The sequence below is a fragment of the Rhodococcus jostii NBRC 16295 genome, assembly GCF_001894825.1.
GTDB lineage: Bacteria > Actinomycetota > Actinomycetes > Mycobacteriales > Mycobacteriaceae > Rhodococcus_F > Rhodococcus_F jostii.
In genome coordinates, this window is record NZ_BCWY01000001.1 from 1 (window position 1) to 12,054 (window position 12,054).

15 protein-coding genes and 1 pseudogene are annotated in these 12,054 nt (G+C 66.1%); 10 read left to right on the forward strand and 6 right to left on the reverse strand.

The features are described 5' to 3' along the window. Positions 1-10: 10 nt before the first annotated feature. Positions 11-466, reverse strand: coding sequence for a MerR family transcriptional regulator (locus RJ1_RS00005; RefSeq protein ID WP_073357870.1), 456 nt, complete (start codon positions 464-466; stop codon positions 11-13). Positions 467-674: 208 nt separating this feature from the next. Here RJ1_RS00005 and RJ1_RS00010 point away from each other — a divergent pair, with 208 nt between their 5' ends. Continuing rightward, positions 675-1,121, forward strand: a complete 447-nt coding sequence (locus tag RJ1_RS00010) for a hypothetical protein (protein WP_073357871.1) — start codon at positions 675-677, stop codon at positions 1,119-1,121. Continuing rightward, positions 1,111-1,989 carry a P-loop nucleotide/nucleoside kinase family protein gene (locus RJ1_RS00015; RefSeq protein ID WP_240319560.1) on the forward strand — a complete coding sequence of 293 codons (879 nt, stop codon included), beginning with the start codon at positions 1,111-1,113 and terminating at the stop codon, positions 1,987-1,989. Before RJ1_RS00010 ends, RJ1_RS00015 begins: the two co-directional genes overlap by 11 nt. Positions 1,990-2,149: 160 nt before the next feature. Here the strand turns inward: RJ1_RS00015 and RJ1_RS00020 are convergent, their stop codons facing one another. Next, positions 2,150-2,440 (reverse strand): DUF4193 domain-containing protein, encoded by a 291-nt coding sequence (locus tag RJ1_RS00020; protein ID WP_073357872.1) that lies wholly within the window; start codon positions 2,438-2,440, stop codon positions 2,150-2,152. 498 nt (positions 2,441-2,938) lie between these two features. Continuing rightward, positions 2,939-3,443: pseudogene (locus tag RJ1_RS00030) on the reverse strand (N-formylglutamate amidohydrolase). 115 nt (positions 3,444-3,558) lie between these two features. Here RJ1_RS00030 and RJ1_RS46600 point away from each other — a divergent pair. From RJ1_RS46600 to RJ1_RS46605, 5 genes are all read left to right on the forward strand, one after another. Further along, positions 3,559-3,729: a hypothetical protein gene (locus RJ1_RS46600; RefSeq protein ID WP_162850240.1), complete on the forward strand. Its 171-nt coding sequence runs from the start codon at positions 3,559-3,561 to the stop codon at positions 3,727-3,729. A 190-nt stretch (positions 3,730-3,919) separates the two neighbouring features. Further along, positions 3,920-4,105 carry a hypothetical protein gene (locus RJ1_RS00035; RefSeq protein ID WP_073357874.1) on the forward strand — a complete coding sequence of 62 codons (186 nt, stop codon included), beginning with the start codon at positions 3,920-3,922 and terminating at the stop codon, positions 4,103-4,105. A 462-nt stretch (positions 4,106-4,567) separates the two neighbouring features. After that, complete coding sequence (locus tag RJ1_RS00040; protein ID WP_073358092.1) at positions 4,568-5,692, forward strand: Lsr2 family DNA-binding protein; 1,125 nt, start codon at positions 4,568-4,570, stop codon at positions 5,690-5,692. Between the two features lie 247 nt (positions 5,693-5,939). Further along, a complete protein-coding gene (locus RJ1_RS00045; RefSeq protein ID WP_074872666.1) occupies positions 5,940-6,452 on the forward strand; it encodes a hypothetical protein in 513 nt (170 codons plus the stop codon). A gap of 36 nt (positions 6,453-6,488) precedes the next feature. Continuing rightward, complete coding sequence (locus tag RJ1_RS46605; RefSeq protein ID WP_162850241.1) at positions 6,489-6,644, forward strand: hypothetical protein; 156 nt, start codon at positions 6,489-6,491, stop codon at positions 6,642-6,644. A gap of 101 nt (positions 6,645-6,745) precedes the next feature. On the opposite strand, the gene RJ1_RS00050 is transcribed toward RJ1_RS46605, so the two are convergent. After that, positions 6,746-7,153 carry a YciI family protein gene (locus tag RJ1_RS00050; RefSeq protein ID WP_073357876.1) on the reverse strand — a complete coding sequence of 136 codons (408 nt, stop codon included), beginning with the start codon at positions 7,151-7,153 and terminating at the stop codon, positions 6,746-6,748. A gap of 1,003 nt (positions 7,154-8,156) precedes the next feature. Continuing rightward, positions 8,157-8,423, reverse strand: a complete 267-nt coding sequence (locus RJ1_RS00060; protein WP_073357877.1) for an antitoxin Xre/MbcA/ParS toxin-binding domain-containing protein — start codon at positions 8,421-8,423, stop codon at positions 8,157-8,159. A gap of 142 nt (positions 8,424-8,565) precedes the next feature. Between RJ1_RS00060 and RJ1_RS00065 the strand changes: the two genes are divergently transcribed. From RJ1_RS00065 to RJ1_RS00075, 3 genes are all read left to right on the forward strand, one after another. Continuing rightward, a complete protein-coding gene (locus tag RJ1_RS00065) occupies positions 8,566-10,227 on the forward strand; it encodes a TnsA endonuclease N-terminal domain-containing protein (protein ID WP_083400270.1) in 1,662 nt (553 codons plus the stop codon). Continuing rightward, on the forward strand, positions 10,190-10,732 hold the full coding sequence (locus RJ1_RS00070) for a hypothetical protein (RefSeq protein WP_240319561.1): 543 nt from the start codon (positions 10,190-10,192) through the stop codon (positions 10,730-10,732). Before RJ1_RS00065 ends, RJ1_RS00070 begins: the two co-directional genes overlap by 38 nt. A gap of 103 nt (positions 10,733-10,835) precedes the next feature. Next, positions 10,836-11,432, forward strand: a complete 597-nt coding sequence (locus tag RJ1_RS00075; protein WP_240319562.1) for a hypothetical protein — start codon at positions 10,836-10,838, stop codon at positions 11,430-11,432. Positions 11,433-11,545: 113 nt separating this feature from the next. Here RJ1_RS00075 and RJ1_RS00080 read toward each other — a convergent pair whose 3' ends face one another. After that, on the reverse strand, positions 11,546-12,052 hold the full coding sequence (locus tag RJ1_RS00080) for an N-formylglutamate amidohydrolase (RefSeq protein ID WP_073357879.1): 507 nt from the start codon (positions 12,050-12,052) through the stop codon (positions 11,546-11,548). Between the last annotated feature and the right edge of the window lie 2 nt (positions 12,053-12,054).

Genomic DNA, 12,054 nt, shown 5'->3' on the forward strand with positions numbered 1-12,054 from the left:
GGGGTTAGCGCTACTTGGTGTTGTGGAGCTCGTCAGCGAGTGAGCTCGCCTCGGCCGCGAGGAGCGCGGCCCTGGGCTGGTCGCCGGCGTCGATCGCGCGCCAGTAGTCGATCTTGGTGTCGACGTAGCGTTGACGGAGTGCGATCTGCTGGGCCTCGAGTGCGAGTTGCTGGCGGCGTTCGGTGAGCAACTCGATTTGTGCGGGGGCGGCCGCGGCGCCGAGTTGTCCGTTGGCGACGTACTCCTTCATGTCGTTGACCGACATCCCGGTCGCGGCCAGGCATGCGATTGCCACCAGCTGGCCCAGGTCGTCCTCGTCGTAGACCCGGTGTTTACTGCTTTCCCCGCGGCTGATCGGTGTGATCACCCCGACCGACTCGTAGTAGCGCAGTGTGCTGGCCGGCAGTCCGGTCAGGGCGGCGGCGTCCTTGATCGTGTAGACGTGTCGGGTGGGTTGTGCACTCACCTCATCGACGTTAAGAACTTCAAGTACTTGAAGTCAAAGGTCAGGAGAGTCACACCCGTGCTCGCGGTCCACGGCAGATCAGCGCGCTTGCGGGGGAGGGTCAGCCACTCTGTAGGTACTTCCACATCCGGCCCTCGGAACCGCCGACCCGTGTGTCCTCGACGGCGGTGATACCATTTTGTATAAGTGCAGTTGGAGGTGGTGTGCGATGGCGTTGACGGATGTGGAGCGCGATCTCCGGGCGATCCCGGCGGAGAAGGAACTGCTGCAGATCAAGTTGCTGCGTGCGGTGGCACACGCGACGGACAATCAGGTGCCGCAGCGGGTGATCGCGAAGAACCTGGCCGTCACACAACCGGAGGTCAGCCGGATCGTGAAGAAGCTGCGGCTGAACCCGGCGGCCCGCGACCGCAGCCCGCGGGAGGTGCTGCTCGAACATGCCGCGAAGCGGATCGACCACGACCGGATGATGGCCGAACTGATTGCCTGGGACTACACCTTCGGGCATCTCGCCGAGGACGATCCGCTGGGGGAGAGCTATGTGCGGGGGACGTGGGATCAGATCGAACGCTCCCGCGACCTGCTGGGTGACGACGACTACCGGGTACTGCTCGCGGCCACGGCCGACCGGCGTGCGCAGGCGAATGCACTCTGACCCCGCCGCTGTCGCCGCCGACCTCGAGGCCTGGTGCCGGCCCGGCGGGATCCTCGACAAGGACGGCCCCTCCGCCTCCATCCACCTGTTCGACCCGGTCGCCCGCCGGCGCACGCGGGACGCGATCGTCGACGCCTACCTGGCCGAGCAAACCGACGTCGGGATCGGCCATCAGTTCCTGGCTTTGGCGACCGCCGGCCCACCCGGGGTGGGCAAGTCGTCGAGTATCGACCGCCGGCACCTCGCCGGACAGGGATGGCGGGTGCTCGACGCCGACACGATCAAGGACCATCTGCTCCGTGACGCCATCGAACAGGGCATCTACACCGACCTGCTGAACATCGACCTCGCCGACGGGCACCGGCTGATGCCGCGTGAACTCGCCACCCTCGTGCACACTGAGTCGACGAAGCTCCTCGACATCATCACCGAGATCTGTCTGTCCCGCGGGGAGAACCTGGTCCTCGAGGGCACGTTCAGCTGGCCGGGCCTCGGCCCGCGGCTGACCGATCTCGCCTACGCCGAGTACGAGAAGTTCACGATGCTAGATGTCGAAGCACCCCAACACATCACGCGGGCCCGTGCTCTGACTAGGTGGTGGCGGGGCCGGCAGGAAGCGTTGCGTGGCGGTGACGGGTTCGGTGGCCGGTTCACCCCGGGATTCGTCATCGACGCCCTCTTCACCGGCAGCTCCGAGGAGACGGTGTGCGCGCGGAATGCCCGGGCCGCGTTCGATCACCCACTGGCCGCGGAGATCCCGACGGTCGAGCTGCTCGTCGAGAACGTCGACGGCGGCGACGAGACGTGGGTGAAGGAGAACGGAGTCGTGGTCTACCCACAGGTTCCGGCCGACCGACCCGAGCCCTGACCTTTCCGTCCGTGCCACGCGCGCCCCCGCCAGGATGTAATCCGCAACGCCTCGGCCGCGAGCCCACGGGCGAAGTGGGGGGTCTGAGCGACGACGATGACGACCGAATCTGGGAAGCCCGGATTCCTGAGATGCGAGGCACTCCGATTGAACGACGTTCTCAGGCGCAGTCCCGGCAGATCAGCTGCTGATGTTCGACAAGGCGACTATGATGGTGGACCAGAAAGCAACTGGTGCAGGTGAATTCGTCCGACTGCTTGGGGATGACGCGGACGGTGAATTCTTCACCGGAGAGGTCGGCGCCGGGCAGTTCGAAGGATTCGGCAGTGTCGGCGTCCTCGACATCCACGGCGGGGGACTGGGTGTCTTTCCGGCTGGCGGTCAGCTGTTCGAGGGAAGTGTCCGTCTCGTCGGATTCGGTGACTCGTGGTGCGTCGTAGTCGGTAGGCATGACTGATCTTTCCTCATACTCTGGGTGTTCGGACCCGCCAGACTAGAGGGTGCGGTGGCGCGTCACGCGCTCGGGGGCATCGTGTGCTGCGACTTCAACCTCTTGGGGCGGAGTATGCGATGCGGGTGATCGTCACCGACGAACTCCGACAGCTACCAGGTCGCCCGCCGCGAGCTGATCGCATCGGGTCGAGCATCGCCGCTCGAAGTACTCGAGCAATCGGGTCGAGAACTCGCACCCACCGGACAGCGAGAACGGGCGACGAAACGGTTCACCTACCGCGACACCCGCGGCCACGGTCATCGACCTCACCGGGACGATCAGCACCCGCGCTCACACTCACGCGCAACCGGGATCTCCGGAGGCTGTGACAGTGAGGTGCGCATCGTCACCGTCGTAATCGCCGGCCGTGGTTGGTGGCGCGCGCAGGGGTATTGGGGGACGTGTCGTCATGGCAGGTCAAGGGCGGATTCGGCTGGGCCGCAGCGCGGGTGATCGTTAGGCGGTCGTGGGAATGGTGATCTGGTCCCTGCCGTCGATGGCGGAGAGTAGATAGTGCGGGCAGGTGAGCACCTGTCGTGGCACGGGAATCGCCTGACGGTCGGTGTCGAGGTAGAGGCGGTATGCGAGCTGCCCCGCGTCGGTGGTCGCCGGTGTCCGGGTCGACGGCGCCGAGGAAGTATCCGTACGTGGCGCCGGCGGTGGAGAAGATCGCGCGCGCCCGCTCGGCGGGCTCGGCGGGCGGCAGATACCGTGGCCGACCCGTCTCGGCGTCGAGGGTGTGCGCGAGGACCGTGACCGCGAACCCGGCCACGGCGGGGAACCACTGCTCTGCCGCGACGTCGAACGGTGCGATGGACGTGTGAATCTGCAGCTCGATGTCCGTTCCGGTACGAGCCGCCACTGTGATGAGGTGTGGATCCGCTGAGATGTCGACGGTGGCCAGAGACGGCAGCGCCTCGCACCGCCGACGACCGGACCGGCTGAATCGTCCGTTTACCAGCGGAGACGGTGTGGCACCTGAAGGGAGTATTGGCCGCGCGCGCCACACCGCCAGCCTTCGTCCCGCCGTTGGGCGGCACGTTCGGATCACCGTCCACTCAGCGCAGGATGAGACCGTGAGCGACCGAACCGCAGCAGACGTCGAGCGTGAATTCGCCATGCTCGCCTACGTACGCGACCGTCTCCGGGCTTCGGAGGGTGAAGACTTCCGTATCCCGACCACCGCCGTCGACCAGGTTCTCGATGAGCTCAACAGTCTCGAACGGTCGCCCTGGGATCCGAACTGATTCCCATGCGTACAGAGTCCGGGCATTGGTCACGGATGTTTCGGGCTGGCCGGGTGTGTGCCGGCCCCCCGGGAGGCGGGCGGAGTCCTTTCCTTTCGCCAACTGGTGGCACAGAACCTGCCGTCGCCGGGGCGAAGTCATGTCAGACCTCCGATACCCCATCGTGGAGGCAGCAACCGGCCCCCGCTAAATGACCTATTCGACTGGCGGAGCGAACAGCCCGATCGGCATGGCGACGACGGTGGAGGTGATCGGCGCCCGGCAGGGAATGGTCGAGCTGTTCGTCTTCCAATTCGGGGCCGATTTGATGGTGCGGACGGATGTCGATTTGGTGTTCTTCAACAACCTCACCACTGCCATAAAGCAGTGTCCATAACCCGTAATGGGATCGTAGGTCCGTTGGGAAGGTGAGGTGTTAGGTGTTGCTTCCGCTCGGGCTCTCGCGGCCGTGATGGCGGGCTCGAACACTTTCCACCTTTATTCTGTGCTGGGCTGCGTTTCGCGTCATGACGTCCCGAGACCGGTGCATGCCCGAGGGTTCCGCCGCGTTGACTGCTACTCGACTAACCAGACTGCAGCGCAACCATATTCGCATTCATTCTTCCCGCGATGAATCAGGAATGCCAGGCCGGGTTGGCCACAATAGTCCTGCAGTCCTCGGCACCGTCGACAGATGGTGCTCGGTGCGGTCGCTGGACCAGAGGGTGACGGCGCAGGTCCTCGGAAATCAGTGTGGCCCGCGTGTGATCGGTTGCCGTTCCGATCCGCTGGCGATGAGAGGACCGAAATGCCGCTACTGTGTGCGTTCGACGATTGCCTGACGAGTAGGGAGAAAAATATGGCGGTATCACCGAGGGGTTCTGAACGTTCGGCGAAGAAGACGACCAAGGAGATTCGTGAATGGGCGATCGGGGAGGGACTGGAGGTGTCTTCCCGCGGTCGGATTTCGGCCGAGATCGAGCAAGCATTCCATGACGCTCAAGCGCAGAAGTCTCAGGTCAAACCGGCGCCGGTAAAGAAGACGGCTGCGAAGAAGATCGTTGCGGAGACGGCGGCTGCGAAGAAGCGGCCCGCAAAAAAGGTAATCGAGGAAAAGGCCCCCGCAAAGAGAGCGGCGGCGAGCAAGGCTCCAGCGAAGAAAACGACCAGGGAGATTCGTGGGTGGGCGATCGGGGAGGGATTGGAGGTGTCCTCCCGCGGCCGGATTCCGGCCGAGATCGAGCAAGCCTTCGACGACGCTCAGACGCAGAAGATCCAGGCAACGGTACCGGTAAAGAAGACGGCAGCGAAGAAGGTAGCCGCCAAGAAGACGGCCGCCAAGAAGACGGCCGCGGCGGCTCCGGTCAAGAGGACAGCGGCGAGCAAGGCTCCGGCGGACAAGAGGACAGTCGCGACGAAGGCGGCCGTGAAGAAGGTGGCCGTGAAGAAGCCGGTGAAAAGGGCAGTTGTGAGGAAGGCTCCAGCGAAGACGACGAACAAGGAGATTCGCGATTGGGCTTCCGCGGATGGCCGCGAGGTGTCCTCCCGCGGAAGGATTCCGGCTGAGGTCGAGCAAGCCTTCCATGACGCGCAGGCGAAGAAGGTTCGGACAAGAACGGCGCCAGTAAGGAAGACGGCAGCGAAGAAGATTGCTGCCAAGAAGACGGCCGCGGCGGCGGCTCCGGTCAAGAGGGTAGCGGCGAGTAAGGCTCCGGCGGACAAGGAGGTAGTCGCGACGAAGAAGGCCGCGACGAAGACGGCCGCGACAAAGAAGGCCGGGAAGAAGACAGTCGAGGCAAAGGCAACTTCGGAGAAAGCGGCCGCGAAGAAAACGGTCGCGGCGAAGGCTCCGGCGAAGAAGTCCCCGAGGGAGATTCGTGAGTGGGCGATCGGGGCGGGTCATGAGGTGTCCTCCCGCGGCCGGATTTCGGTGGAGATTGAGCGAGCATTCCATGATGCTCAGGCCGCGATGCCGGTCGCGTGAGTTGCAACATGGCCATGATGCACAGCGTGGCCGTCCTGCCGCGAAGGCTATGAGCCTGTGGGGATTATGATTCTCGGCGGTGGGTGGTTGTCCGTGCAGCGGTGCCGGGGATGGCGGAAGGTATCTCGGCGCACTTGACTTGACGATTCCCGCGCGGAGTGGATCGGGAGGGTCGCATATGTGTTGGGGAACCGCCGGTGGCCGCGGTTGCCGGTATCTGAGCACCTACCGGTGACACGATGTGCGGGTGGGGAGACAGAGCGGGATCTTCGGGGTTGTGGGTTTGGTCGTCGGGCTGGTGGCGGCGGTGGTGTTCGCCGCGTTTACGTCGCGGCCGTACATGGTGGCGACGTCGTTCCAGCCGGCGCTGACTGATCCATGGATGCGGGTGATGGCCTTCCTCGGCGGTGCCACGGTGGCCGGGGTCGGCTGCGGGGTGGTGCTGTGGCTGTCCGGGTGGCGGATGGTGCAGGACGCGGCGAGCGCGGACGAACGCCGTCGTCGGCGCACCTTCCTGCTCGGCCGGACCGTCGCCGCGGCCCTGGCTGGTATCACCGTGGGGTTGTTGCCGATGCTGGTGTTGCTGTATGCCGTCTTCACGGCCACCGTGGGCAACGCGGTGGAATGGGCTGTGGTGCTGGTTCTCTACGCCGGCAGCGCGGTACTGGCGTACGGGTGCGCACTGCTGGGTGTGTGGTGGGTATTGGCCGCGGCGGGCGATGATCGGCGCGCGGGAACCGTGCCGATGCTGGCGGTGTAGCTGCCGGTCGGTGCGCCGACGGCCACTGCTGCGGGTGTGGGCGCGGCTGGGCTGTTCGGGTATTCCACCGTCCCTGCGACATTCGTGTGCGTCGTCACGGTGGTGGCCGCCGTCCTGACTGCAACGGTGGCGCTGGCTCGGGTGCTGACCCGGGCCCGGCCGCCGGCGCCGGGACCGGGTGACCGCGCCTGACTCATCGCGTCCTGGACCGCCCGCGAGGTCGTCTCCGCGCCGGCCGAGGGTCGGCGAGCACGCTCGGGGTGAGGCAGTGGGAGAGGGCCTCGTTCGTCGAGTCACTCGGTGATGGTGGGCGGTTCGGTCAGGAACGGTCGTACCTCGAGCCATTCGTGGATGGGTTTCCCGCCGGCTCCGGGGGCGGCCGACAGTTCGCCGGCCAGTTCGAGGGCCCGCTGGTGGGTGTGGACGTCGATGATCATCCAGCCGGCGATGAGGTCCTTGGTTTCGGGGAAGGGGCCGTCGGTGACCGGTGGGCGGCGTTCGCCGTCGTAGCGGACGAACAGTCCGCTGGAGGAGAGCGCGTGCCCGTCGACGAACTCGAGGCTGCGTTCGAGTCGGTCGGCGAAGTCCTGCATGTACTGGATGTGGGCGGAGATCTCCTCCGGCGTCCACTGGTCCATGGGGATGTCGTTGACCGGGGTCGGGGCGCCGCGGTAGTGCTTGAGCAGCAGGTACTTGGCCATGGTTTCTCCTCGGTGGTGGCGCGGCCCATTGTGGTCGCGTTCAGTGCAGGGACGGAGCTGGTTGCGGGTTCTCGACATCGTCGCCGGAAAATTTCTTGTGGGTCTTGTATTCGAAGCCGCACAAATCAAGGAGCAGCTCCTCGGACCTGGGTGTGGTCGAGATCTGCACCTAGGGGCACGATGTCGCCCGACGAGGGCATCGTGACGACCTCGATCTCGCGGCGTCGTCGCCGCGGTCACGGAAATCACCGAACCCGTCGACCTGCGTGCGCCATTGTGGCGGTGCTGCCGGTGGCGTCGTCGCCCGTTAGGGCGCGGCTGCGCGTTGGCAGTTGGGGCAGTGGGATTCGTCGGTGTGGGTGACGGTCATGTGGTGGGGCGAGGGCGTCGAGGAGTCGGGGGTGGATGGTGGGTGCGTCAGCGGTAGATCCAAGGGCGCCCCGGTCCGGTCCTGTGCGGTGGTGATCGCGTTGTCGCAGTCCCAGAGCGCGAGGGCGTGGTCGTCGTTGTAGGCGGTGCGGTAGCGGATGCCGTCGACTTTTGTTGCGGCCGGTTGGTCTTCGTAGATCGCTTGGTCCCATTGTTGGGTGAGGCCGCGGTGTTCGTTGCCGGCGGCGAGGGCGGGGAGCGCTCCGATCGCCAGCGCCGCGCAGGGGGTGGTGAGGTCGTAGGTGACGATGTCGCGGACGGGTTGGACCTGGGTGATCCGCCAGTGCGGGCATAGGGCGGCGACTCCGGCCTCACCGAATACTTCGCAGGCGCTGGTGGCGAGGTCGACGGCGAGATACTTCCGCCGTGCGCCGGTCCGGGTCCATTGCTGGTGGGGTGGGGGTGTGGTGGTCGAAGCGGGCCAGCGGCCCGAATCGACGGAAGGTGATCCCGTTCGGGGTGAACCGATCCCGGTGGTAGATCCGAAACCACGAGTTTGGGGTGGTAGTGGTGGGTGTCCAGGTCCAGCGGTGATCCGCCGAGGGCAGGGGCCGTTGCGGGGCGGGGAGGGGCTTTACCATCCGGCGGCGGTCAGTCCGGTCGCGACGGTGATGACGTGGGCGCTGTCGCGGGCCATTTCCTGGGCGGGGGTACGTCCGGCGAAGGTGATGTTGGGGCGGGTCATCCACCGCGAGAGGCTGACTTCACCGCCGGGAAACGCCTGGCTGAGGCGGTCGAGGTCAGGCAGGACCGGGTCGGCCCGGTCGGGGGTGAACTGCCAGGTCGGGAACCGCCACCCCCGCCCGTCCTTGAGCCCGATGAGCCGCCCGTCGGCGGCCATGTCGGACACCGTCTGCCTGGAGACGCCCGGCGAACGCTGAGCCGCTTTCGAAGCGACGGTCCGTGGCGCCGGGGACCTTGGTCGTACCTGGCGCCTAGAGTCTGGTCGCGTAGAACGTAGCCGGCAAGAGGGGTGAGCGGTGATGGACAGCAGGCACGGGGAGCGGTGGTCGACTGAGGAGATCCACGAACTCGTCGAACGTGTTCGTGCGGGTGTCGTACCGTCCGAGCTCGCGCGTATTCATGGGCGTACGGACAACGCCATCCAGGCGACGCTGTTTCGGCTTCTGCCGGAACAGCTTCGACCGGTCTCGCGGAGTGGCTCATGGCGAGTGTTCGCTGAAACAGTGCGGTCATCGCCCGCCGACTGCGATTGGTGGTCCCGTTATACCGATGCTCGCGTCCGGGGGCGTGCGAATGCCCAATCCGAGCAAACGGGAGTGGCGCTGCCCGCCGATCGCCGGTTCGTCGAACCAGCAGTGCCGGCTGCGGTAACGCAGAGAGGGGAGGCGAATCCCGATACGTCCACGAGCGTCGCCGAAGATCTTGACACCTGGGCAGCTAACCGTGACAGCGTCTCGCTCGACATCGACCTCGGCGCGGTCGTCACCGAGGCGATCTCGTCTCTGAGCGACCCTCGCCTGCGATTTATCATGCAGCGGCGGATCGGGGTGTTGGATGAGGAGCCAACGACCCTTGATTCGATCGCAGACGTCCTTTGCCTCTCACGCGAACGCGTACGCCAGCTCCAGAACACTGCAGTCACGAGGCTCACCTCTCGCTATTTCCGCGAGTCGTCGTCGACGATCGCCTCACTCACCGCGGTGTTCGACCAACTCGGCAGCGACGTCTCAGACGGGGTACTCGCGCTTCGGCTGCTCGACGCCATCGACGACACCTTTCGGTGCAACAGAGTTTGGCTGCTCAACGTCCTAGCCAGGCTAGGAGGATTCCCCTCGAAGCGGGCCGGACAGCTTGCCGCCCTTGGACGCGAACTGCGAGAAGCCAGCGCCGCTCATCAGCGTCAGCAGGCAAAGGCGCTGGCACAGATCGACGTCAGCGACCGGATCGTCGAGGGGTGGGTTCGCGATGCCGTGTGGCCGCCCAGCGGGCTCGGCACACCTGAGGAACCTGGAACGAGCATGCGTCGGAGGCCCGACCAAGGCGCCCTCGGCGTCCACGGCTCCTTTTATTCGCACAAGCGCGGAGTTGATGTGTATTTCGAATCGCAGCTCGAAAAGGACGCCTTCTGTGTCGCTGAGCTCAGTACCTGCGTGTCGACGTACCAAGAGCAACCGTGCGCGATTCCATACCGCCTCAACGGAAAAGTATGCGCGTACCACCCCGATCTACTCCTCACCCTCACCGACGGTCGGGTTCTTCTCATCGAGGTGAAACCGCTGTGGCAAATCGCGCTCACGGCAAATCGCATCAAGGCATCCGCAGGCCGGCTCTACGCAGCCCAACGTGGGTGGGGTTGGCTGTCAGTTGCAGATCGGGGCCGAACCCACCGGGACCTACACGGTCGCTTCATTTCCCCCAGCATGCGCAGCACGCTCGATCACGCACTGTCCTCCGGACCGCTCAACTGGGGCGGCATGCAGCAACTGCGTCTGGCCACCCCGATCGCTGGTCTAGATGTCGCCGCCTACGCCTACCAGGAAGGTGCCCTGCTCGATCTCATGCCCTATGAACTTGCACGGGGAACCGTCCAGACCACCGCGGCGGCGAACGTGGACAGCATCGAAGCCCGGGTCCACGCACCCCATGCTGGGCGATGGTCGAGGTGCGGCGGGCACTTGTAGCCGCCCGGCGGAGGCGCGGCGAATCCGGGTCGAGCAGCCCGAGCTGATCGATGCCGTCCTGGCCTCCGCCGAGACCATCGATGCGGCCAGTGATTACGGGATGAACCTGCGCACCCTGCTCGCCGGGGAGTACGTGTCCGCGAAGTCGGTGGGTATCGCCGCCTCACTGGTCGCGGTCAACGCCCGCCAGCAGCAGCTGCGAGCCGAACGCGCCACCCTCGTCCCCGGTTTCATCGCCCCAACCGGTGCCAAGGTCACCGACCTCGACGCCACCGTGATCGTCTCCCGCATCATCGACGGCCGCTACGGCGCGAAGACCCTCCTCGTGCTCCGCACCGACGGAAACCAGCTGATCAAGTGGTTCGCCACCGGTGTGCGCGACTACGAGCCCTGCCAGCGCGTGCGGATCCTGCGCGCCACCGTCAACGACCACGACACGTTCCGCGACCAGGACCAGACCGTCGTCACCCGCGCCAAGATCGAACCCCTCGACCCCGCCGCCTGACCCACGTCACCAACCACCACACCGCGCACCCGGCTCGGCGAGATGCCCTCGACGGCCGCCGATCTCGCGCGCCCACTTCCTGCTACCGACCAAAGGACCTGACATGCCTGCGCTGATTCGCCCGACCTACCGCTACACCGACCCGACCCTGACACCTCCGACCCCCGGCGCCGCCCTGGTCATGGAGGTGAGTCTGGTGTTCTCCCGTCCCGGCATCGGCCCGAAGGGCGGCGGCCAGCACGGCGGCATCCCGCTCTCGGTCGGCCCCACCACCACACTGTTCCGCCGTCACGACGGCATCGAGATGCGTCTGCCGAACACCGATCTGCTGCTGTGGGACACCCCGTTCCTGATCGCCGGTCACCGCCACGGCGTCGTCGACCTCCGCCACCGGTCGGGCTGGGAATGGCTGGACTGGACACTTGCCGACCACGTCACCCACGACCACCACACGGCCGCCGCCGCGGCGCCCGCACACGGCGTCACCCCGGTGGTGGGGGCGGGGAAGTCGTCGCCGTTGGTCGTGGTGGCAATAAGATTGTGGCACAAGTGTATCCACGTGCCGCGTCCCTCCCCGGGTGGATCAACCGTCTCGATTCCGCCCCAGGGCGTCGTCCTCGCGTGCGGGGCAGCGGCGACCAGGTGTCTTTGGCAGGGGATCGGATCGAGACGGATCGAGGCGGATGGAGGAACCGTATGAGTGAGCAGCGTGGACGTGACTTCAAGGTCGCACCCTTCGGAGGGCGTGCAGATCGGACACCGGAGGAAGCGGCGCCCGCAGACCGTGGTCCAGCTTCCGGCCGGCCTGCCGGGTCAGGCCGTCGTGGGAATGGTGATCTCGGCTCTGCCGTCGATGGCCGATAGTTGGTAATGCGGGCAGGTGACCACCTGCCGAGGTACGGGAATCGCCCGGCGGTCGGTGTCGAGGTAGAGGCGGTATGCGAGCTGCCCGCGTCGATGGACGCCGGTGCCTGGGTCGACGGCGCCGAGGAAGTACCCGTGCGCGGAGTCGACGGTCGAGAAGATCGCCCGCGCCCACTCGGCGGGCTCCGCGGGCGGCAGATACCGCGGCGCGCCCGTCTGCGCGTCGACGGTGTGCACGAGGATCGTGACGGCGTATCCGGCCGCCGCGGGGAACCACTGCGTGGCCGCAACGTCGAACGGTGCAATGGACGTGTGAATCTGCAGCTCGATGTCCGTTCCGGTGCGCGCCGCCGCTGTGATGATGGGGGGATCCGCCGATGCATCCTGTACGGCCAGGTTCGGCAGCGCCTGCGCCTGGTGGCCGTCGGCGCGGATGCTGCCTGGATCAGCGGACATGG